The organism is Microcoleus sp. Pol1C5 (assembly GCF_036701115.1).
In the GTDB taxonomy this organism is placed as follows: domain Bacteria; phylum Cyanobacteriota; class Cyanobacteriia; order Cyanobacteriales; family Microcoleaceae; genus Microcoleus.
Map to the genome: position 1 here is coordinate 1 of NZ_JAUBQE010000022.1, position 24,449 is coordinate 24,449.

Sequence of the window (24,449 nt, forward strand, 5' to 3'; positions counted from 1 at the left end):
AGATACAGTGTTGTCAGAGTGGTGAGCGAGCCGAGGAAGCTGATGTCGCTAATTTGATTGTTGCCGAGATACAGTGTTGTCAGAGTGGTGAGCGAGCCGAGGAAGCTGATGTCGCTAATTTGATTGTTGCCGAGATACAGTGTTGTCAGAGTGGTGAGCGAGCCGAGGAAGCTGATGTCGCTAATTTGATTGTTGCCGAGATACAGTGTGGTCAGATTGGTGAGCGAGCCGAGGAAGCTGATGTCGGTAATTCTATTATAGTCGAGACCAAGTTCTGTCAGATTAGTGAGCGAGCCGAGGGAGCTGATGTCGCTAATTCGATAATTGTAGCCCAGATACAGTGTGGTTAGATTGGTGAGCGAGCCGAGGAAGCTGATGTCGGTAATTTTATTGTAGGAGAGATGCAGTGTGGTCAGATTGGTGAGCGAGCCGAGAAAGCTGATGTCGGTAATTTGATTGAGGCGCAGATTCAGTGTTGACAGATTGGTGAGCGAGCCGAGGAAGCTGATGTCGCTAATTCCATTGCTGTCGAGAATCAGTATTTTCAGATTGGTGAGCGAGCCGAGGGAGCTGATGTCGGTAATTCGATAATTGTAGCTGAGATTCAGTGTTGTCAGATTGGTGAGCGAACCGAGGGAGCTGATGTCGGTAATTAGATAATTGTAGCTGAGATTCAGTGTTGTCATGCTTGAAAGTATCTGCTCCGCTGCTTCAGGGTCATCAGTGCCAGCCTTTTTTACCAATACTTTAACTGTGTGCCTTGCCTCTTCTGACAGACTGTCAATATGCCTGCACCAGTCTGCAAAGCGGCTAAAACTAATTGATTCGTTTGCCTGTTCTTCTGACATAAAACACTCCGAGAGTACAAAATTAATTAGTTCTATACAGCTTTACGAAATTGTTGCCGGGTGGGAATCTGAATTATGAACTCAGTTCCTTGCCCGATCGTAGAAAAACACTTGAGCTTACCACGATGTTTTTCCGTGATGATTTGATAACTGATGGACATCCCCATGCCTGTCCCTTTTCCCACAGGCTTGGTGGTAAAGAACGGATCGAAAATGCGTTGCTGAATCTGTTCGGACATACCAACACCGTTGTCAGCGATCGCAATTTCTACCCAATCTGCTTCGATCCGTGACGTGCGAATCCTAATCTGCCCCGGATTAGCTTGGAGTTGTGCATAGGTTTTCCCGCGACCGCTTTCTTCGAGCGCATCGATCGCATTTACCAGAATATTCATCACTACCTGGTTGAGTTGTCCGGGGTAGCACTCAACGTGGAGTTGGAGGCTGTAGTCCTTAGTGACCTTAATCTCTGGGAAATCGGCTCTGGCTTTGAGGCGATGTCCCAAAATTAGGAGGGTGCTGTCAATCCCTGCCTGAATATCGACAGTTTTAAACTCAGCTTCATCAAGACGGGAAAAGTTGCGTAATGACAGCACGATCTGACGAATGCGATCGGTGCCAATCTCCATCGAATTCAGGATTTTCGGTAGGTCTTTCTGCAAAAATTCTAAATCGATGTCATCCACCATAGCTTGAAGATCCGGAGACGTATTAGGATTCTGCTGCTGGTAAAGTTCAATCAGATCCATCAGATTTTGCGTGTACTCCCGCAAATGGGTCAGATTGCCGTGGATGAAATTAACGGGGTTATTGATTTCATGGGCGACCCCTGCCACTAATTGCCCTAAACTTGACATTTTTTCTGCCTGCACGAGTTGCATTTGGGTCTGTTGCAACTCCAGCAGCGTGCGTTCGACTTGCTCTCGGGCTTCAGTAATAGCAGCAATTTGAGGCAAACTGGTCCAACAGGCGATCGCCACTCCCACGAAGGCAACCGTCACTAACAAAATGCTAAACAACGCCACATATTGCCCCACACCCACCCGCTCTAAACCCGCTCTCACCCACCAGCCAATACTCAGCGCACTGCACACTAAACCAATTAAGATCGTGACCTGAAATGCCAACCAATCTGTTTTGCTGGTATCGGGTTGCTGGTGATACCGTTGCATCCACCGATCGGGATGGAACAGGGGGACGTTCAGGCGCGGTAATTGAGTGCCTGCCACGCCAATCAGCCAAGGTAGCAGTAAGCCAATGGCTAAGTCCTGCCAGCTCCATGCCCACCCACCCACGACTAAAACAGCCGCTTCAAGGCCAAAGAAGCCCAGCGACCACCAGGGCCATCTGGTTTCTGGTCGTCGCCGACTGACCCACTCACCTAAGTGAATTGCCATCATCGAACTCAGGTAGCCAGTGCCCCCCACCATCACAACCCGTGCGACATCGCCCCACCACAGGCAAATGAGACTCATCCCGAGGGTGGAAATCAAACTGGGTTCGAGCACTCCCCGGCGAGACAGCACGGCAAACACGGGTGGTAAGTAGCCATCTTTGGCTAACTGATACAAAATCCGGGGACTGTTAGAAACAGCAGTCGCAGAGCTGAGGAGACATCCTGACGCAATCAGAAAGGTGACGAAGGCGGGGGCGAATCTGCCCCAGAAGGGTTGGGTTGCTGCCACTAGATTGAGGTAGGCGCTATCCCCTAAACCGGGCTCTGTGGCTAACCGCATCAAAACCCACGATCCGCCGAGATAGACGATCGGAAGCAATCCCGTCGTCACTTGCAAGCACCGTAGGGTAACGCTGGGTTGGCGACTATCTGCCACAAATGAAGAAGCCGTTTCGCCACCATAAACCGCATAGACGGCGATAAAGAACCATTTCATCCAATCGATCGGAGAAACGCCTGCTCCCAGATCTGCCAGCACCCCAGGGCTAGTGGGAGCAAAACTTAACCAAGCCATGCCTTGGAGACAAAAGGTGAGAAGAAACCCGATCGCTGGAAATATAAAGAAAGAGTGCAAAATACCTAGCGTGCGAGTTCCACTAAAAGCAACGATGAACGGCAATACTGTAAACCCAATTCTGAATAGGATCTCTGGACAGGTAATCCCCAGTGGCGTCAGATTCGCTTTGATTAAATCGGTCAGAACGATCGCATTCATGGCGGGCACAGACGCCCAGCCGAACATATAACCAATCGCCCCATAGCGAGCCAAGTTTGGCAACCGGTGGAGCAAGCGGGTCGTATAGTTTGGGGTGCCTCCAGCTACCTCTGGGAAGTAAGTCCCTAACCGCTTAACTTGCAGGTTGAGCATCATGCTAATGATTGTTCCCGGCAACCAAACCCAGATCGCCTGCGGACCTAGCGCGGCATTCATCGCAGGCGCAGTCCCTAACCATAAAAGCAACCCACTAAAGCCAAACCCCCAGGTTTCTTGTGAAGAAAGACTCTGAGGCAAGGGAGGTATTGAAACCGCATCGCGATTCATGATTCTCCTAGAAAAAGGACTAATGTAGACTCAAGTTTTCCCTGAAGTCACTGACTGTTTCATTCGCAACCGAAAAAATTAGCTCATCAACCACTTCTCTGGGATCTTCTTTATACTCTATACTCTCTAAATTATAAGAATTGGAACTTCTTCACAGTCCTCAAGCCTTGTGAAGGATGGAAATGACAAAAAATTATTCTCACTGCGTCAGTCCTGACTGAGCTAAGTCTACTATTTCAAATCTTCCAGCTTAATCCGAGGATCGACAGCTTTCAGCAGTAAATCTGCCAACAAATTCCCCACAATCAACATCGTCGCACCCATCATCAAACTTGCCATTACTAAATACAAATCTTGATTGTTCACCGCATCCAGAGTCAGCTTTCCCAAACCCGGCCAATTAAAGAAATATTCGGCAATAAACGCACCGCTCAACAAACTAGCAAACTCAAAACCCAATAGCGTAATTAACGGATTAACAGCATTCCGCAAAGCATGAATGTAAATTACTCGATCGTCCGGCAAACCTTTAGCCCGTGCTGTTCGGATATAATCTTGACGCAGCACGTCCAACAATTGTCCGCGCATCAATCTTTGCAAACCCGCAAAACCAGTAAGGCTGAGGGCGACAGTTGGCAAAATTAAGTGCCAGCCGTAATCGAGGATTTGACCCCACCAAGGTAAGTCTGCGTGGTCGATACTTGTCATTCCTCCGACGGGAAAAAGAGGCGAAGTATTTTGAGCAAAAAATAGCAGCAGCAACGCTGTGATAAAGCTCGGAAATCCCTGTCCGGTGTAGCTGACTACTTGCAAAACTCGATCAACTGTGCGGTTTTGATTGACGGCGGCGACAATTCCCAAGGGAATGGCGATCGCCCACGTCACCAACAAAGATGCGATCGCCATTAATAACGTCGCCGGTACCCGTTCCCACAGCAGCGAAGCTACCGATCGCTGATACACAAAACTCGTGCCAAAATTCCCCCGCGTTACAATTTGTTGCAGCCACAGCCAATACTGCACAATAGCTGGTTTATCTAAGCCGAACTGCTGTTCGAGTTGCTTGAGTGTCTCCGGTGAAATCTTCGGATTTTGGCTCAAAGTATCCAAGTAATTTCCCGGCGCCAGTTCAATAATTGCAAAACAAAGCATCGATGCCAAAAATAGGGTTAAAAGTGCCTGCAACAGTCGCTTTAAAACATAAGTAAATGTCTCGCTGCCAAACAGAGAATTCAACGCTCGCCAATTCCGATTTAACTTAAGAGAAGTCATGCTATTTTAGATTTTAGATTTTAGATTTTAGATTTGTGAGTGAGTGATAACTACCAGGTTGGGAGGGTGCTTACATTTGCATTATTTTTTATAACTGGTATCCTTAGTAAGATGTAGGGTGCGCACTGCGCACCTTACCACAACGAGTAATTAACAGTGAACTAACTAATATTCAACTAGCGTGACGATCGGCACATCGGGCAATTTCTGCCTGCCGCCCAAACCCTGCAATTCAATGATAAAAGCAAAACCGACAAGCTCGCAGCCAGCTTGCTCTAACAACTTAGCCGTCGCAGCCGCTGTTCCGCCAGTGGCGATTAAATCGTCCACAATCAGCACCCGGCTGCCGGATGTCATCGCATCTTGGTGCATCTCCAGTCGATCGACACCGTACTCCAACTCGTACTCAGCAAAATGAACCGCACCGGGCAGTTTCCCCGGTTTGCGGACAGGAATAAAGCCTATTCCCATTTTATAAGCCAAAGGCGCGCCAAAGATAAAGCCGCGCGATTCCATGCCCACCACATAGTCAGCAGACATTGCAGAGCATTTTTCGGCTAAGTTGTCAATGGTATAACTGAGTCCTTGCGGGTCGCGCAGCAAAGTTGTAATGTCTCGAAACAAAATTCCCGGCTTGGGGAAATCAGGAATGTCGCGAATCAGAGATTTGAGATCCATAAGCTTGCAGATCGGCGTTGAGGGTAATGAGGCATCAAAAATGGTACAATAATAATGTCAATCGATTTTAAATTTTAGATTTTAGATTTTAGATTTTAGATTTTAGATTTACTATATGTAAACAAATGTCATAATTTCCTAACAACAGGGTTGAATATCAAGATTTGTCACCCTATGATCTAAAGTCAAAAATCTAATATCTAAAATCCAATGATTAAGTTGGCAGCACGAGTGGGTGAGGTTTCTCCTTCTATAACCTTGGCGATCGCCGCTAAGGCTAAAGCCATGAAGGCCGAAGGGATTGATGTCTGTAGTTTGAGTACGGGAGAACCAGACTTTGATACCCCCGAACACGTTAAAGCAGCGGCAAAACAAGCTTTAGACGAGGGGAAGACTAAGTACGGCCCTGTGGCTGGGGAACCGCAGTTAAAAGCTGCGATCGCCCGCAAACTCCGCGATGACAATAATCTCAACTATCAACCGGAAAATATCATTGTCACCAACGGCGGCAAGCATTCCCTCTACAATCTGATGATGGCTCTGATCGAGCCTGGAGAAGAAGTAATTATTCCGGCTCCCTACTGGCTAAGCTACCCAGAAATGGTGAAACTCGCCAGCGGCAAGCCAGTAATTGTACAGACTGATGCTTCTACAGGATATAAAATTACACCGGAACAACTGAGTCGAGCGATTACTCCCAAAACCAAGTTATTTGTACTGAATTCGCCCTCTAACCCGACGGGAATGGTTTATACTCCGGCGGAACTCAAAGCATTGGCCGAGGTGATAGTCGATCGAGATATTTTAGTCGTTGCTGACGAGATTTACGAAAAAATTATATATGACGGCGCTCAACACGTCAGCATCGGTTCCCTAGGCAAAGAAATCTTCGATCGCACCCTAATCAGCAGCGGTTTTGCTAAAGCTTACTCGATGACAGGCTGGCGAGTCGGTTATTTGGCCGGGCCGATCGAATTAATCAAAGCCACCGGCACGATTCAAGGTCACAGTACCTCAAATGTGTGTACTTTTGCACAGTACGGGGCGATCGCAGCTTTGGAAAGCAGTCAAGAGTTTGTCGAAACAATGCGTCTAGCTTTTGCCGAAAGGCGTCAGGTAATATTTGAATTACTCGATGCTATCCCTGGGATTAGCTGTATTAAACCAGACGGTGCTTTCTATATGTTTGTCAACATCAGCAAGACTGGATTGAATTCTCTGGAATTTTGCGACGCTTTCTTAGAACAGCAGCAAGTAGCCGTTATTCCGGGGATTGCTTTTGGTGCAGACGACCATATTCGCTTGTCTTACGCCACCGATTTAGGCACAATTAAAAAAGCCGTAGAAAGGCTGGATAAATTTGTCCGCAGCATTTAAAAATTAGTTAGTAGTTAGTAGTCATTAGTCATTAGTCATTAGTCATTAGTCATTAGTCATTTGCTATTTGTTCTTGGTAGCCACTGACTAATTACACATCGCTGTTGACTATTGACTGTTGACTGACTCCTGCTGACTGTTGACTAATACCCATTTTAAAAAGTCTTGCTACAGTAATTGTCCTATAGCAATCCTTGCAGGAGTCGTAAATTTTTTACCCCACCCCAGCCCTCCCCGAACCCGCGGTTCGGGAGTAAGAAATTCACAAATGACTTAGGATTGCTATATATAAATTATCGTTCATTCGCTCTTACCACCTGCCGGACACGGCAGTGCCGTTTCCCTACAGACGATAGCTGATAATTCATATCTAGCAATATTTTTCAGAATTGGTATAACTACTGCTGACCAATGACTAATGACTAATGACTGCTGACTAAAGCTGTTTCGTCATGATTTCTTTGAGCAAATCCAGCCCCTTCTTAACTCGCCGAGAAACAGTCACCGCACTGATACCCAAGCGTTCAGCGGTTTCCTTCTGCGTCAAATCGTAGAGAAACACAAACTCCAATATCTCGCGAGTCCGTTGCTCCAACATAGCCAAAGCTTGCTGTACGCGAATTTGATCCTCTTGCGCCAACTGAAAACTCCGATACTTGCTATCGGGCACCAATTCTCCCAGACAAGTCGCCCCCTCATCTTCATCTTGCATCGGCGCGTCCAAACTCAGAGGCGATCGGTTGAGATGGGCTAACTTAATTTCTTGCCATTCTTGTACAGAAACCTCAAGGACTGCTGCTACTTCAGCATCCGTAGGTTTGCGGTTTAACTGCACCTGCAAATCCTTGATTGCTGCTACTGATTTGCGTTCCAGGGACTGCCAGTGGCGGGGAAATCGCACAGAAGGGCTTTTGTCCCGCAAGTAGTGTTGAATTTCTCCCCGTATGTAGGGAATTGCAAAGGAACTAAAAGCGTGCCCCTTCGCGATATCAAAGCGCTCGATCGCCCTGATCAACCCAATACACCCGACTTGCAGCAAATCGTCGTAGCTTTCACTGCACTGGTTTACCCAGTGATAAACTTCTTTTCTCACCAGCCCAATATTCAGTTTAACTAACTGATTGCGGGTTTCATTCGATCCAGAAAGTTGATACTCGCGCAACAATTGCAAATTTTCGCTTTTTAGCTCGTTCGGCACTGTGGTAGACATGGTGGCATAAGGGTGGGTAGAGCAGAGGACTGAGCTTGCTTTAGATCTAGTTTCCAATCTAGTCTAAAAAAATTCACTTTTAGGTAGTGTAATCCTAGCACTTAATAGGTGTGATAGCGGACACACCTGTTTAAATTTCGGAAGGTGCAGGGATTTAGCTGGATTATCCGAAAGTTTTTCGACAGAAGGCAGAACTTGATCCGGCAGAAGACCTTCGGCACAAGCCTGAATTTAACCGGATTTTTTTAAAAGTAAATGACAATTTTCAAGCGGTTTTAATACAATACTTTAATTAATTAAAAATGCCAAATTAATAATTTGGTATTCATCCAAATTAAATCATAAATTTAGTCATTAGTCAACAGTCCTAAGTTATGTTGCTCAAGACTGTTGGCTAATGAAGGGTGAGCAGTAGCTCTAGGGCAAAAAACTGCTCAAGTTCGATCGATCCTGAAAGCCAATTTTATGACACAGAAGGCTCAATGCGAGCATAAAACAAACCCCGAATTTTCACGTCCAGAGCGGGTCTAGCTCCCAAATCAGTATCAGAAGGCTGCGTACTCTCAAAAATCCCGCCAATTTCGCCAGTGGCGCTGTTAACTTTAGCAACTTGGAGAGAAATTTTGCCAGCCTTGGTGCGAGTGTCAGCCACCTTAACATTAGCCCGCACGCGTTTGGAATTGTCACTAGCCGGAAGCGCCACAGCATTGTCGTAGCCAGTCGCTACCCCGCGAGCTTTAGGGTCTAAAAAGCCTGCGCTGCGGTAAGAAGGAACGTTAAACTCCCCTCGCAAATCGGTGGAAGTATTGATAGCAACCACTCCCGGTTCGGAACTGGCCACTAGCTGTTTAATGGTAAACAAGAAAGGTACTTGCTCTCCGCCCGGTAACTGAATCGTAATAGCTTGAAAATCCAAGCCGTCTTCTTCTGTGAAAGTCAGAGTGCCATCAGTACCGACCTTGAGCGTACCTTGAACTTGGTCAATGCTCGACGTGAACCGTGTCAGCAATTTACCAGGCACAAATTCCGCTTCTTGGCGTTTGTTTGCTGGTTCTTCCTTGACAAAATAAGTTGTGGGCTGCAAACACAAACCAGTCAGTTTATAGGTGGCGCCCGCTTCGATGGGGATCGATCCCCGAGAAGTTTCTGCCAAGCTAGGGCAGTTATTAGCCAAGCCAGTACCTCTAATCTGGTCGTAGGTGAGCAACTCGGTAGTTGCCACCGTCGTGTCAGGAGCAGAAGAACAAGCAACCAGCGCACTCATGCAAAATGCTAAAAGTGCAACAATTAAAGCACGATATTTCATTGCAAACCTCAATATCCAACATCGGATTATATTAAGAAAAAGCCCTACTTCGAGCAAAATATAATTGCCCGCCGGCAGGCTAGGCCAGCGCTTCGGGCAGCATTTAGATCCTGATCCCTCGCTTCACCGACACCGGCATTGACTCAAACAATCAAGCTAGTGCGGCGTGAAAATAAGCAAGAACTTATGATTTCTCAATCATGTTCCGATCGCAGCCCAATACACATGGTACGACGGGTGGTGCTCTTTTCCTGACTTGGACTGCAAATTAATATTGCTTAAGTCAACCTACTTAAGTTACTTTGCTTATGACCCCGAATGGCGATCGCGACTAGCTCGATTAGTCGGTTGACCAAAAGGCTGGGGACAAAGGCCTTGTAGATTTCAAAGGAAGCAGCGGTATGGACAACGGCAAAGATTTAGAGTCAGAAAATTTGCAGTCTCAAATGCAATCAGTGACAGAGGCGATTCGGACTTTAGCCGAAAATTGTCAGGGAGACAGTCTGCTGCTTTTGTCCCTGCTGCGGACACTGGAAGCTTCGCACCGGGAAATTCGCGACGGTTTGTTTCAAGCGTCTTTTCCCGACAACCGCCAAGCACTTTACAAACTGCTAAGGAATATTGAAGCCAATGGCGGCTGGCCTTACATCCACCGCATGAAACTTCGATCGCTCTTGGGGTACACCCAACAATTATCTCCCCTAGAAGATTCTCCGGCCGAGTCGCCAGAAGACTCGGCCGAAACTCCCCAGGATGTTAAATAGTTTTGAGTGATGAGTTTAGTGAGTTTTACATTAACTCATCACTCATCAGCGAGCTGCGCGATCGCACCTAGAACCCGAAAGGTGTAGGAGGTAAGGGTAGCGGGTTTGGCACCGTCGGGAATATCGGCGTCTGCCCGGGCATTGGCAATAGTCCGGGAGTCGGGGGGATCGAACTAATTGACAGCAGAGGCGAATCAGGCACGCTAACTGTCGGCGGAGTTGGAATCCTCGAAGCTGTCGGAGTCGGAGTTGGTGCTGCTGTCGGAGTCGGAGTCGGTGCTGCTGTCGGAGTCGGAGTCGGTGCTGCTGTCGGAGTCGGAGTCGGTGCTGCTGTCGGAGTCGGAGTTGGAGTTGGAGTTGGAGTTGGAGTTGGAGTCGGCGTCTCAGTCGGAGTTGGAGTTGGAGTTGGAGTCGGCGTCTCAGTCGGAGTTGGAGTTAGAGTTGGATCTGTAGTGGTGGTGGTAACTGTAGTTGTAGTTGTAGTTGTAATGGTGGTTGGTCTGGGGTTAACTGTCCCAGTCACAGCGATAAAATCATTCGCCTCGATCAGCGCCGCCGGAGTGTCTGTCAAAATTGCTAAAAGCTTGCCATCTTGCGTCGTAATTACTGTATCCCTGACATTTGCACCGTTACCTTGGCGAACTTGCAGTTGAGCGAAAGATAAATTGCTCGGCAGTCCAAAGAAATCCTCTGTGTCATTGTAATCAGTAATTAAAGCCAAACTGCCAGGCCCGGCTCCCAATCCAAAGACATCGCTGCCACTGCCGCCAGTCAGAGTATCCGAACCCTCACCTCCGATCAGAGAATCATTACCCTCTGCCCCAAATAAATTGTCATTGCCGAAACCTCCCAAAATGGTATCGTCGCCGATACCTCCGGCCAAGGAGTCATCGCCAAAACCGCCGTCGATACCATCATTACCTTTGCCGCCAAACAGGAAGTCATTACCTTCATCTCCCAGTACCGAGTCGTCGGCTTCATCGCCGCGAAGGGTATCGGAACCGCTGCCGCCAAAAGCTGTATCGTCAGCCTTGCCACCGAATATCTGGTCATTACCAGCATCTCCGAAGAGCGAATCGTTGTCGGCATTGCCGTACAAAGTGTCGTCGCCGTCGCTGGCGGTCAAATAATCGTTGCCCTCAGCGCCAAACATTTGATCCCTACCACTGCCACCGTTGAGAGAATCGTTCCCAAAATTCCCGTAGAGAAAGTCATCATCAGCATTCCCGAACACGGAATCGTCGCCGTCATTCCCTGTGAGGGTGTCGTTGCCAGTACCGCCGGCAATCACATCAAAGCCTCCGTTGCCAAAAACTAAGTCGTCCCCTGCATCTCCCACCACGCTGTCTATCCCGTCGTTGCCTTCGAGGAGGTCGTTGCCCAAACCGCCGCGAATCGAGTCGTCGCCGTTCCCGCCGGAAGCAAAATCGCGACCTTGGTTGCCAATGAGTTCGTCATTTCCTTCAGCGCCAAGCAACGAATCTGCTCCGTCAGCTCCAAGAAGCTGGTCGTTGCCGCCGTCGCCCTCTAGGGTGTCATCTCCTCCCGCACCCAGGGGCGTGTCATCGCCATCTAAGCCGCGAATTCGATCGCCCAGCGGAGTTCCTAGAATAAAGTCGTTGCTGTCTGTGCCGATCAGGTTTGCCATACGGGATACACCGCTCCTCAATAAAATAAATTGTTTGAAATTAGGTTAATCGCCTTCGTGACAAGGGATTGCTGCTTGCCTAGGTTAGCATAATTGAGATTTTGGCAATCTGGCGAAGGGGCGCTGGAAGTTTTGCTCGTGTCTGCAGTTGCGATCGGGGCTGGTATAATGCCCGATCGGCAATCTAATTTAGTTATTCGGGATTTTTTCAAATAAAAATTAGTCGATCGTACTCAAGAAAGTCAATTGATTTTAGATTTTAGATTTTAGATTAAAGAATTGAAGCATTGACCTCACGGATAAATTCGGGGGGCAACTTTCATCGGATACAGGTTTTTTACTTATCCACGGATAAACCCGGCTTGTATGCTGGATGCTTTCGGTCAAACTCGACACAGGAAATGAGCAAGAAGGACAAATGAATCACCTTTTTCCTTCTTGCTCATCCTCAAAATTCTACTTCACATACTCATTAAAAAATGCCACTGTAAGCCCGTGTTTTAAATCACTAAATTGTCTGTCTTTTGCAGTTATTCAATGTAAGATATACAATCTAAAATCATGAAGAATATCTTCTATTTTTATTCAGTAATAGGTAACACTATCTCAAATTCACTTCCTCCCCCCAAGGTGGAATTTACATTAATTCTTCCGCCATGTTTTTCGACAACGATAGACTTAGCGATCGCCATTCCCAACCCTGTTCCCCGACCGACTGCTTTGGTGGTGAACAGGCGATCGAAAATCTGCTGTTTCACCTCCTCTGTCATGCCAATTCCATTGTCGGAAATCCCAATCGTCACGCATTTGTCGTTCGTCATCTGGGTACGAATTGTAATGCGGTTCGGACTGGCTTTAATTTCACTAAAACTTCGCCCTTGATTGGATTCTTCCAGAGCATCGATCGCGTTTGCCAAAATATTCAAAAACACTTGGTTTAACTGTTCCGGGAAACAAGTAATTTCTGGAATCTGACCGTATTCGGTGACCACTTTAATGGCGGGACGATGTTCGTTGGCTCTGACGCGATCTGCCAAAATTAATAAACTACTATCAATGCCTTCATGTAAGTTAAAAGGTTGCTTAATATCGCCAACACTGTAGGAGAAATTGCCCAGGCTGTTGCTGAGGGATTTAATGCGATCGGCCCCATCTTTCAGATCGATATTAGTTGGTTTAACCTTTCCCTGCGAGTCACCCCGAAGGTAGCTTTGATTTCGTCCTAGTTTTTTAGCTTGATACAGTGCTTCATCTGCTTCGGCAATTAGGTTTTCTGGTTTGTTGTCTGAGGTCGGAATCAGTGCTGCTACGCCTAAACTTAAGGTGACATAGGGACTCACTGCCGATTTAGCATGGGGAATCGCCAGAGATAATACTGCTGTTCGCAGTAACTCTGCACATTTCAAAGCACCTTCTGGCGGGGTATTGGGTAAAATTACCACAAACTCTTCCCCTCCGTAACGAGCAACTAAATCAGCGGCACGTTTGGGAAATCGATCGATTGCTTGTGCCACTTGAAACAAACACTCATCTCCACATTGGTGTCCGTAAGAGTCGTTGTAAAATTTAAAGTAATCAATATCAATCAGAATCAAAGCGAGAAACTTCTGTTCGCGCAGGTGTCGGTGCCATTCTTTCTTGAGACATTCATTAAAATGGCGGCGATTCGCAATTTGAGTCAGTTCATCTGAGCTTGCTAGTTGCAATAACTTTTGGTTGGCTTGTTGGAGGGCTTCGGTGCGTTCTGCAACGCGATCTTCGAGTTCGGTGAAAGAGGTTTTAAGTTGTGAGGCCATTTCATTGAACGATCGCGCCAATCCTTCGATCTCGCGGATACCTTTCACGTCCACGCTGCGATCGAGTTCTCCGCTGGCAATGGCAACAGTTGCTTGTTGCAATTTGAGAATGGGACGGGTAATCCAGCGCGAGGTGTAGATGCCTAAAATTGTGGCGAATGCTAGCGCTGTAAAACACAGCACAATGGTAGTGCGAGTATTGGCATCGATTTGCGCCATCAAATCAGATTCGGGAATCGCAACCACGATTAACCAATCGAGTCCGTACTTATCTTGCCACGGATTGACTAAAGTGTGATATTGCTTTCCCTCAAATTGCATATTTAAGGAATATCCGGCTTTAATGCAGTGAAAATTACCGAATTTTTTTTGTAAGTTTGCGGCGAGCGATCGAATCAGAGGATCTGTGCTGGCAGCCGCTTTCAAGCGCTTTGCTCTCTTGCCAACTATAGTGAAAGGTCGTTCGCTGCTGGAACTAGCCACAATGTTGCCATCTCTCTCTAAAATTACAATTTTTGCCATCTGACTCGCTTTTAATTTATGTAAAAAGTAGCTAATATTAGACAACTGAAAGTCAACTCCCATCACCGCAATTAATTGCTGCCGATCGTCATATACAGGCAGCGCAGCGCTAATAGAAATAACGTCCGGTGAACCATCCCAGTTGTATATATTACTCCAAATTGGTTTACCACTTTTTACTGCCTGAATATACCAATCTTCTGACAAAGGTTGATATGGTGCTTTGTAAATTAATTGCTGTCGGTTTCCCCGCAGGTCTGTTGAGTAACTGTAGCTTTGATAATTAGTGCGTGGAGATACCTCGTCAATTACGATATTGCCTCCTTCTTCCCATCGCCCTGCTGCACTATATTCTCCTGTTGGCAAGGCATAAAAAATGTAGCTCAGGTTTTTGTGAACCTGCATTTGTTGCCAAAAGTAGTGGCCTGTGGTTTCCGGATCTTGCAGATTTAAGATCCGACTTTGGGCTGCATCGGCATTGATTTGGTTAATCTGGTGGGGGACTGCTAAGTAAAAATTCAACTGCTGGTTAACGCCATCGTCAATCTCGCCCATCAATTTGATTGCTAGCTGATGAATTGCTTTTTGCCCGTTGCGAAAAGAGAAATAACCCACCAGCCCAACGGCTGCAAAGATTTGCAGGACAAAGGGGACAATTAGAATTAACTGGAGTGGTATGCTGAGATTTTTTAAGGAAGACATTGATGCTTGCCTCTTGTGAACTAAGAATATCCTCGGATATTCTTTGGAAGCATTTCCCGATCAAGTTACAAATCTACGCAATTGCACAGGAGAGTAAATATTTTACTGTTTCCGGTTGTTTCATTGTATTGGTAAGCTAATCTTAAAGTCAGTTCCTTGACCGAGCACAGAATCTACCTCGATCGCCCCTCCATGTTTTTCGACGATGATTTGACGGGCGATCGCTAACCCCAACCCCGTACCTTTACCAACTGCTTTCGTAGTAAATAAATGGTCAAATACTTTTTGCTTAATTGCTTCGCTCATCCCCTTACCATTATCAGCAATGGTAATTTTTACATTTTTATTTTCTAGAGAACCTTTAATTGTAATTCGGTTAGGATTATAATTAATTTCCTCAAAACTCCTTCCCATATTTGATTCGTCTAGCACATCAATAGCATTTGCCATAATATTCATAAATACCTGATTTAATTGCCCAGGGAAACATTCAACCTGGGGCAATTTAGCATAATCAGTTATCACTTCAATGGCGGGGCGTTGTTCATTTGCCTTGAGACGATGTTTGAGAATGAGAATGGTGCTATCAATGCCTTGGGCGATGTTAAATGGTACTTTATAATCTAGATCGGCACGAGAGAATGTGCAGAGGCTGGTACTGATATTTTTCAGCCTGTCACAGGCCGTAGACATGGAATCCATTATCTTAGGTAAGTCTTCCAAGGTATATTCCAGATCGATTTCTTCGGCATGGTCGATAATTGGCTCGCTCTGGTTGGGGAAAGTTTCTTGATAGAGTTGCAAGTGTTCGAGCAAGTCGGCAATCGTAGGTTTGGTTTCTTGGAGACTGGCAGCAATAAAGCCCAAAGGATTATTCATTTCATGCGCCACACCCGCTACTAAATTACCTAAAGCCGACATTTTTTCACTTTGGACGATTTGTAATTGGGCGTTTTGCAAGTGGTGTAATGCTTGTTGTAATTCCACTGATTTTTGCTCGAAGGCAAGTTCTGCAATTTTGCGATCGCTAATATCCATCATCACGCCATCCCAGACGATCGAGCCGTCGGCTTGCCGTTCCGGTCGTGATGCCGCCTGCACCCATTTCACAGTGCCAGAGGTCGTAATAATGCGCCATTCCTGCTCAAAACGCGTGAGAGTCTCGGCAGAATCGATGAATGCCTCAGTCAGAGCTCGGCGATCGTCTGGATGCTCCAGCATCCGAAAATCTGTGATGCCTGCCAAGAAATCTTGGGGTGGCACTTCATATAGAGCGGCGCAGCCTGGACTAACGTAGGGAATTGAAACAGAACCATCAGGAGCCAGGCAAATCTGGTAAATTATCCCAGGAAGATTATCCACTAGCTTTTGAAAGCGGGCTTTGCTGGCACGCAGTTCTACTAGCATTTGTTGGGCTTGTTCGTAAAGTCGGGCATTTTCTAGGGAAATTGCGGCTTGAGCGCAAAGTAGATTCAGGAGTTCGACGCGATCGCTCGTAAATGCTCCTATTGCTAAACTATTTTCCAGATATAAAATCCCCATCAACTTGCCTTGATGCAAAATCGGACTGCACAAGATACTCTTTGGCTGCTGGCGCATGATATACGGATCGTTGGCTAAAGTAGGATCTGCTGTCGCATTTACCAGCACCACAGCCTGATTGTTATGCTTAACTTTGTAAATTAGCTTTAGGGGAATTTCCTGGCTCTCCTCAACAGGAATCCTCTGCAACACAACTGGGTTTCTTCCCTTGGTAATTGAGCCTTTAATTAGCAAGCGCTCGTCTCGTAGCAGTGTTAACACGCATTTATCGGCTCCCGCATTTTCGATGACAATGGAAAGCAACGATGAAAGCAGTTTGGACAGTTCGATTTCGCTGGAGATAGCTTGGGAAGCTTTGAAAATGGCAGCTAAATCTAAAGCCAAAGAGGCACTGCTGCTACCAGTAGCGGAACTGGTCGATGTAAGAGTCCCCAAGGCGAAGATAGTTTCGTTAGTTGAAAAACCCGAACGGCTTTGCTGTAATATAGGCGCGAGTAATTGGGGATAGCGCTGTTCTAAGTCGGCGACTTTGGCTTTTGCTCCCCACTTGGCATAACAATAATATGCTTCCTGCATATAACCTGCGGCGACTTTTTCTTTTCCCCAAGCAAGGTAAAACTTGGCAGCTAATTCGTTTGCTAAACCTTCTTCTTGGATATATTCATTGGCTTTGGCTCCAGAAATTGCGCGATCGTAATAATCTCCCGCTTCATAGTTTTGCCCAAATACCCGATATCGTTCTGCTTCAACTAAGTCATATTTGTGTTGAAAGTTCATCGGGGCGTGGTTGGCACGATGCTGGAGTTTGGCTTGGTTTGCCAAAATGCGATCGCACAAGGCCGTTTTATCTGTAGCTTCAGGATATTCAGCCAAGGCTGTAAGGGAATCGTAGAAGTAAAAAACGAATTCATGAAATAAACCGGCTCCTGCTGCTAGGCTTTGACGGGCTTGTGCCGCATCCTCACTTGCCTGCCCTATTTCACCAAATAGATAGGAAACAGTCAGCCGATTTACCCAATACAAATTTAAACCACTTAAGTCATTAGTGATCGTAAATGAATGATGTAGCTGTTTCCCTTGGGTTGCCAAGTCTTCCTTGCTTTGAGTGCCTTCTAAGCGTCGAACTGAGTGTAAAGATGTATAACTGTAATTTAAATGAACGGCTAAATTGTGCTGCGATAGGACTGCCAGATAGGGTTCTACTTCTGTAACTAATGTAGTTAAGTTCTTGCCCATGTGATAAAACGATTGGCAAATGGCATAAACATTAAGACCAGCAAATTCTAAGTCGCCGATTTCTAAAGCGGTCTGAAAACTTTTTATATACACGGGCGAGCAGTCAGGGAAGTGAAATTTGCAATGGACAATAAAGATTGCGAAGGTATTCAGGACTTTTGTTTGTATCGATCGCGCATTGAGTTTTGCCACCAGTTGCAGTGCTAACTGACCGAAATCATAAGCCCCATCCAAGTCTTCTAAGATATTGATTAATAAGACACCATAGACAGTGTAGCTAAAGGCTGACAAGCCTGTATTTCCCTGATTAATCGATAGTTTGACTTGGGTCAAAATAACAAAAGGAAACAGCAAAGGAGCCGAATTATAAGTTGTGGAGCTAATGCTCGACAGCAACTGCATGATCGCCAAGGGTTCTGCCTCTGTCATCACTGGTAAAGTGAGTAACTCTTTGATTGTTCTGCCCTTGAGTAATTCCCTGACTTCTTCCATAGCAGGAGCAATATCTGCGGGTGTCGGCTGTTCAGGGAGATAAACATTGAATTTTGCTAAGGCCGTGTGAGCGATCGCGATCGCTTCTTGATACTGACCCTGATTGTTATAAGCTTGAATCTGGATTGTATAAGCTTTGACATATGCAGTCGGTTGGAGGTTTTGCGATAAAATTACCCTCACCCACTCCTCCATCTGAGCAGAATTACCGCATAAATAAGCCGCTTCTGCTGCGCCTTCATGTAATCCTAGGGTTAGCTGCGGTTCGGTTTGCCAACTTTCATCAGATAGCAGCGTTAAACCCGTCTGGAAATAGGTGAGGGCTGGCTCATTAGCAGTTGAGGCTTTGGCTTTGCTACCAGCCATTAAATTCAGTTGAGCGAGATTCTTTCTTTCCTGTGGGTCGAAGATGAAATTAATTACCCGATTCCAGGGGTTGACAATCTCGAAAACTTTGGTTTCTAGGTCAGTTTCTGGGGTGCTTTGGTGCAGCAGTCGAGCGATGGCTAGATGAGTAGATTGCTGTTGCTCAATGGGAATCAGAGAATAGGCGGCTTGTTGGATACGATCGTGGAGGAACTTATAATTGAGCGTTTCAGTTTGTGTGTTTTGGGTGGTATCCAATTCGCCCACATAGAACTTATAAACTTCACTTTGGGGAATAACCAGTCCTTCCTGCAAAGCTTTCCAGAGAGCGACGGCGGCATCAGATTCAGATTGTTGGGAGACGCTCGCCAGGGTATTCAAATCAAACTGTGCGCCAATACAAGCGGCTAATTTGAGAATATCTTGGGTATAATTCGGCAGTTTTTGTAACTGTGATGCCATAAATTCCACGACATCATCGGACACGGCGACAGTGCGAATCTCTGCCAAATCGCCCTGCCAATGCCCCAAGTTGCGATCGAACTGAATCAATCCATCTTGATACAATGCTTTGAGAAACTGGGTGGCAAAAAAGGGATTGCCTTTTGTTTTGAGGGCAATCAGTTCTGTCAAGGCTTGAGCGGTCAAAATATGGCAGTTGAGCGTGTCAGCGACTAGCTGGTTTAAGCTAACCTGACTGAGGGAACCCAAAGTAATGGTATTGATGGTGGCGTTAGCTTTGGCTACAGCATCCAATGTCAACATTAAGGGATGCGCCGGTGAGACTTCATTATCTCGGAAAGCCCCAATCATCAATAAATAGTGACTTTCCGACTCATTCATCAAAAGTTGCATCAAATTGAGCGAGGCAGAATCAGCCCACTGTAAATCATCTAAAAACATCACCAAGGGATGTTCTTTTGTTGTGAAGACTTGAATGAACTTTTGGAATAGCAAATTAAATCTATTTTGTGCCGCCGTTCCTGATAATTCTGTCGCTGGTGGTTGCTTACCAATGATGCGTTCTAATTCTGGAATTACCTCAATGATTACTTGCCCATTGTGCCCTAGCGCCTGAAGAATCTGAGTTTTCCAGATGTCTAATTCGCCATCGCTTTCACTAAGCAACTGCCCCATTAGATCGCGGAAGGCTTGCACAAATGCAGAGAAGGGAATATTGCGATTGAATTGGTCAAATTTCCCTTTGATAAAATAGCCGTGTTGCCGCACAATGGGTTTATGAACTTCATTAACAACTGCGGTTTTTCCAATTCCAGAAAACCCAGCTACCAGCATCATTTCTGTTGCACCAAGGCTAACTCGCTCAAATGCTTGCAGTAGGGTTGATACTTCGGTTTCTCTGCCATAAAGTTTATCAGGGATGATGAAGCGATCGTACAAATCATTACTAGCAATTTCAAAGCTTTGAATTTCACCAGTTTCTTTTAGCTGATCTAAACATTTTTCTAAATCAAATTTCAATCCCAACGCACTCTGATATCTGGATTCGGAATTTTTTGCCATCAATTTACTGACAATTTCTGAAAGTACAGATGGAATTTGTGGGTTAGTTTTGTGTACTAATGGTGCTGCTTTGGCGATATGGCAATGTACTAACTCCATTGGGTCATTTGATTGAAATGGCAACTCTCCTGTCAGTAATTCGTAGAAAGTGATACCTAAAGAATAAAAATCCGTCCGGTAGTCAATTCCCCGGTTCATTCTTCCGGTTTGTTCGGGAGAAATGTAAGCAAGTGTCCCTTCTAAAACATTAGGATTAAGGAGGGTTTGGGTTTCTCGTGGCAATAAAGATGCAATACTAAAGTCGATTAATTTGATTTGTTTTGTTTCCGGGTTAATTAAAAGGTTGCTGGGTTTGAGGTCTTTGTGAATGATGCGTTCTCGGTAGAGAATATTTAAGCTGTCGCATAGTGCGATCGCCATTTGCAAAAACTCGCTTAAATTGAGTAGAGTTTCCCCTTGTTGAGTCCATTCTTTGAGAGAAATTCCCCCGAAGTCTTCCATTACCAGCGCATAGCTGTTTTGGTAGGATTCTAAGCTGTATGTTTGGATGATTCCGGGCAAGTGGAGGTTTTTGGCGATCGTATATTGATTCCGAAATTGCACGAGTTCGCTAAAGGTGGGATACTCGCTATGCAAGACTTTGATCGCGACGGGCAGTTTGTCCTGAATACGGAAAGCTCGATAAACCTGGGTGCGAGTTCCTGAGTAAATGCGATCGAGCGTTTGATAACCTATCAATGTAAAATTTTGAGTTTTCATATTTTTATTATCTGCCTCATGGGCGGGCTGTTTGTAGCTTAACAGAAGAAAATATAGTTTCCAACTCCTGTGATAGCTAAGTATCATTAATATGATCTAAATCGCTGGTAATTGTGATTTAGGTCACGCAAAGTTTCCTTTTTTAAAATAAACCAATCCACTTTTATTTAAAAATTAAATAGCCTCATCCATATTGGAATAGTGAATAATAAACTGACGCAGCCGATGCCGATCGCAGTTACGGCTAATTCGCGATCGAGATTGAAAGCTTCTGCCAGCAATGTAGTACCAAAAGCAGGAGGCATCGCCATTTGCAGCACTAGCAAAAGTCGCGGCGCGCCCGCGATCCCCAACAATGTTAATCCCGTGCCAATTACCAAGGGAATTAACAACATTTTAATCGCCAGACAAGCCAAAACTTGTTTGAGGTTCTGCAAGGAATTCAACTTGCTCAACTGCATCCCGATCGTAATTAAAGATAAAGTAATGACAGTCCAAGCACCTGTTGTTAACAATTCTTCGATAGGTGCCGACAGCGGCAAGCTGCGCGAGACAAATCCTAGACCGCAAGCCCACAGTGCCGGATTCTGAAAGATTGCCCGCAGCGGACTCAACCAACTCTGACGCCGATCGCTTTTACCGCAGTGAGAAGCAATAGCAACTCCCAGTATATTGATTCCCATGGTAGTGCCTAGCAAGTCGTAAAACAACGCCCAGGCAAAGTGTTCCGAACCCAATAAGGACAAGCTGACGGGAATGCCTAAAAAACCCGTATTACCCACCATCGTTGCCAATAAGAAGCTGCCTTGAGTGGGCAAACTCCAAGCGCTGGTGTGTTCCGGGCTATTTTTGGCGATCGGATTAAGAGTCTTGAAACGTTCCTCGCCGGCACCGAAATTTATCAAAATCCAAGCGAGTCCTCCACCTGCTAGAATTGCCGCCCAAGCTATTAGGGGCGCAATCAAAATAGCACCCGACAAATTGGCGCGGCGGATAAAAGCAACAATGCTCAATGGCGTGCCAAAGAAGAAAAGAAACTTGGCTAAATATGTAGAATAGCTTCTTGGTAGCAGGCGGCCGAGAATTAATCCGAACGCCACCCATCCGATCAGATTTAGATAAAGTTTGAGCAGCGGATTTTCTAAATAAAGCATGATTGACTAAATATTTACTAAATATTTACGCAGATCCACTACTTTTGCCAAAAAAGCCCACTTTTACCCTACCGCCGCAGTTTTCCGTGGCCCTGCAACACTAAATATTAATGCTTATTCAGCCTCGCAGATAATTTTCCACACAGGCCTTGACATCCACAGAAGCACGTGTAATGATGATGTTGAGGAATAAATCAACATAGGTGAAAACTATGGCACGGCAAGCAAAACAATCATCTCAGGTCAAAAGTTCCAGCAGCCAAGCAGCCTCCAATACTCGCACCAAGTTTACCCTCTACAATTTTGCCGGAAACGCCAAGGCATTCTATCTAGTCGATCGCATTAATTTAGAAAGAAAGCCCGGCGATATCCCAGAAAAATCCGTCGCTCACAGCATCATCATCATCGACCGTTCCGGCTCAATGTATTATGACTTAGAACCGCTGAAAGAAACCCTGATCAAGCTTTTGACCTTAGACGAATACAACAATTACCAGCTAATTGTCAGCCTGATTTCCTATGCTGACAAGGGGGACGTAATTTGTCATTTCCAGCGAATTCCCATTCAAGAAGTGCTGAAGTTTGACTCTCAATACATCAAAGAGATTCAAAAAATCCACACAGCGGGCTCTACCTGCATATCGCAGTCGATGCAACTCGCTAAATCTCTGGTTAAAGCGGGAGAAATGACAGCAATTAATTTGCACACAGACGGCTATGCAAATGACCCCAGCGCCAATTCGGAATCTGCAAAACTAGGGGAAATTTGCGAAGAACTCAAAGACATGGATGTGTTTGCAAACACGATATCCTATGCCTCTGCTGACTTCAAACTTCTCTCCAAAATCGCCAACACATTATCGGGAAATTGCATCCGCGCTGGCGAAGTCAAAATGGTTTACGATGCTCTTTACGACAGCACAAAACTGTTAGGCAGTTCCGTTGCACCTCCGCTGGAAGAACCGTTAATTAAGGAATACGATTATCAAGTTTTTGTTTCCAAAAGTGGCAAGAAAATCAACGGTTCATCGATCACTCTGAAAATCTGCGGGCTGAAAGCAGAGGATCGGGGATTGTTTTATAAATATCAGAAAATTGCCAAAGATGAGTATGACAAACTAGATGTTCCCGTTGCTCAAACTGATGAGTCAGTGTTTGCTTTTGCGAAAGCTAACCTCGCTGACGGCAATTTAAATACGGCTAAGTATGCGCTGGCGAGTACCTTCGACGCTACTTTGACGGAAAAACACGCGAAAGCTTTGACAAATGCCCAAATAGCGGAGTTTACGGAAGATTTGGAACAGGCTGTTTTTGCGCCTGATGTGTTGAAAAATCATGAAATTGGCGATCGGGTAAAAGTCAGCGAGAAAATTTCCCTGCTGGAGTTAATCAAGATATTGGAGGAAAACAGCAACAGCATCATCATCAACTTGAAACACTTGCAAGAAAACTATCAGCGAAAAGGTTTGAAGCGAATTGAGGGAAAGCGAGACGAAAACGGCAACCTTGTCAAGCCTTGGCTGAAAACAGAATTCTTAGATGGTGGCGAATACGTGCAAATGGGCTCATTTGCCATCAATCAAAATACCGCTACCATCAATATGCTGATTACCCGCAAAGCTAAGCTGGTAAAAGTTGAGGATGAAACTTTAATCGCAGAAGTGGCGGGAATTCTAGTTACAGACCTCAATACTTTCAACAATTATACCATTGTCAGCGACGGCGAAGTTAATATCAAGTTGCTGCGAACCAAAATCAGCAGCAAACCAGTGTTTGATTTGCTCAAAAAATTCGGTGTCCTTGAAAAAGACGGTTTGCCCGTGCAAGAATTTGACTTCCGTTCAGAGTACGATATAAAGTTAGAGGATTTGCCCCTCGTGCCTTTTGACGGGCGTTACGGCAGCCTTGACGGAGTGTTTGAGGAACTCGCAGAAATCAAAATTCTCTCTAGCATTCTCTCGGCTCATTTGAAGGAAGAATCTGAGGCTTACACTGCGGAACAATTGGAAGAATTGAAACAGCATTATCTGTCAAAAAACCTTTACATCAACTTTCCGACGACGACGGAATACACAGATTTAAAAAGTGCGATCGCCAACGGTTCAGTAGATTCGCGAGTCAGCTACAAAATCGACATCGGCAGCAAAAACATCCTCAACTTCGGCAAATTGCACTCTGCCAACAAGTTTCTCGATCGCCTTTATGAAGTTTACCACAAAAACACGGGCGAAAAGCTAGCAAAACCGACATTTGACATCACCTTAGATGAGCCTGTTGTCTTCGCACACAAAACGCTGTCATCCCGAACAAAAATTACCAAAGTTGACGACTTGATGAAACTGATTTTCGATGAGTTTTTGGGGTTGGAGGATAACGGCACTGTCACCGCTATTTTATCAAAAGTTGGTGCAGATAGTTTGCTACGGCTTTTGCAAGCGAAATGGGAGGGAGAAGATGTCAAGCGAGACGAATTTGTCGCTGCTTTAGCTAATGCCAACGAGCGACTGGAAGCTTATGCCGAAAAAGTGTACAGGGAAAAAGTTTCACCGCTGGTTTTCTATATCGGTTCTACCGGACTTATCCCGGATGAAATGGACGCAAAAGCGGCGACTGCTGAGGAAATTAATTCTAAATACGGCAACTTGCAATTTTCTAAAGATGAGCAAGAGGGGATGTTTTTTGAAGTGGGAGACTGCATTATTAGCGTGTATGCTAATAATGAGTATTTCACGGTAGGGAAGTAGGAATTAGGGTG

At 45.6% G+C, this 24,449-nt stretch carries 13 protein-coding genes; 3 read left to right on the plus strand and 10 right to left on the minus strand.

Annotated elements, in window-relative coordinates; genetic code table 11:
• The 4 genes from QUA23_RS13935 to QUA23_RS13950 form a co-directional block, all read right to left on the minus strand.
• Nucleotides 1-848 (minus strand): leucine-rich repeat domain-containing protein (locus tag QUA23_RS13935; protein WP_333110406.1); only part of this gene is annotated, 848 nt, incomplete at its 3' end.
• Between the two features lie 32 nt (nt 849-880).
• On the minus strand, nt 881-3,346 hold the full coding sequence (locus QUA23_RS13940; protein WP_333074924.1) for an amino acid permease: 2,466 nt from the start codon (nt 3,344-3,346) through the stop codon (nt 881-883).
• Nucleotides 3,347-3,577: 231 nt separating this feature from the next.
• Nucleotides 3,578-4,618, minus strand: a complete 1,041-nt coding sequence (locus QUA23_RS13945; RefSeq protein WP_333074925.1) for an ABC transporter permease — start codon at nt 4,616-4,618, stop codon at nt 3,578-3,580.
• Between the two features lie 165 nt (nt 4,619-4,783).
• Entirely contained in the window at nt 4,784-5,296 is a 513-nt protein-coding gene (locus QUA23_RS13950; protein WP_333074926.1) for an adenine phosphoribosyltransferase, read from the minus strand.
• A gap of 210 nt (nt 5,297-5,506) precedes the next feature.
• On the opposite strand from QUA23_RS13950, the gene QUA23_RS13955 reads away from it, so the two are divergent.
• On the plus strand, nt 5,507-6,673 hold the full coding sequence (locus QUA23_RS13955) for a pyridoxal phosphate-dependent aminotransferase (protein ID WP_333074927.1): 1,167 nt from the start codon (nt 5,507-5,509) through the stop codon (nt 6,671-6,673).
• A gap of 436 nt (nt 6,674-7,109) precedes the next feature.
• Here the strand turns inward: QUA23_RS13955 and QUA23_RS13960 are convergent, their stop codons facing one another.
• A complete protein-coding gene (locus QUA23_RS13960) occupies nt 7,110-7,883 on the minus strand; it encodes an RNA polymerase sigma factor SigF (RefSeq protein WP_333074928.1) in 774 nt (257 codons plus the stop codon).
• Nucleotides 7,884-8,346: 463 nt separating this feature from the next.
• Complete coding sequence (locus QUA23_RS13965) at nt 8,347-9,189, minus strand: photosystem II manganese-stabilizing polypeptide (RefSeq protein ID WP_333074929.1); 843 nt, start codon at nt 9,187-9,189, stop codon at nt 8,347-8,349.
• A gap of 401 nt (nt 9,190-9,590) precedes the next feature.
• Between QUA23_RS13965 and QUA23_RS13970 the strand changes: the two genes are divergently transcribed.
• A complete protein-coding gene (locus QUA23_RS13970) occupies nt 9,591-9,953 on the plus strand; it encodes a hypothetical protein (RefSeq protein WP_333074930.1) in 363 nt (120 codons plus the stop codon).
• A gap of 67 nt (nt 9,954-10,020) precedes the next feature.
• Here the strand turns inward: QUA23_RS13970 and QUA23_RS13975 are convergent, their stop codons facing one another.
• From QUA23_RS13975 to QUA23_RS13990, 4 genes are all read right to left on the minus strand, one after another.
• Nucleotides 10,021-11,601, minus strand: coding sequence for a calcium-binding protein (locus QUA23_RS13975; RefSeq protein ID WP_333110408.1), 1,581 nt, complete (start codon nt 11,599-11,601; stop codon nt 10,021-10,023).
• A 581-nt stretch (nt 11,602-12,182) separates the two neighbouring features.
• Entirely contained in the window at nt 12,183-14,621 is a 2,439-nt protein-coding gene (locus QUA23_RS13980) for a diguanylate cyclase domain-containing protein (protein ID WP_333074932.1), read from the minus strand.
• 120 nt (nt 14,622-14,741) lie between these two features.
• Nucleotides 14,742-20,540: an AAA family ATPase gene (locus QUA23_RS13985; RefSeq protein ID WP_333074933.1), complete on the minus strand. Its 5,799-nt coding sequence runs from the start codon at nt 20,538-20,540 to the stop codon at nt 14,742-14,744.
• A 167-nt stretch (nt 20,541-20,707) separates the two neighbouring features.
• The gene (locus tag QUA23_RS13990; protein WP_333074935.1) at nt 20,708-21,694 is read right to left on the minus strand and encodes an AEC family transporter; all 987 of its coding nucleotides are present in this window, start codon (nt 21,692-21,694) and stop codon (nt 20,708-20,710) included.
• 212 nt (nt 21,695-21,906) lie between these two features.
• Here QUA23_RS13990 and QUA23_RS13995 point away from each other — a divergent pair, with 212 nt between their 5' ends.
• Complete coding sequence (locus QUA23_RS13995) at nt 21,907-24,438, plus strand: VWA domain-containing protein (protein WP_333074936.1); 2,532 nt, start codon at nt 21,907-21,909, stop codon at nt 24,436-24,438.
• Nucleotides 24,439-24,449 lie beyond the last annotated feature (11 nt).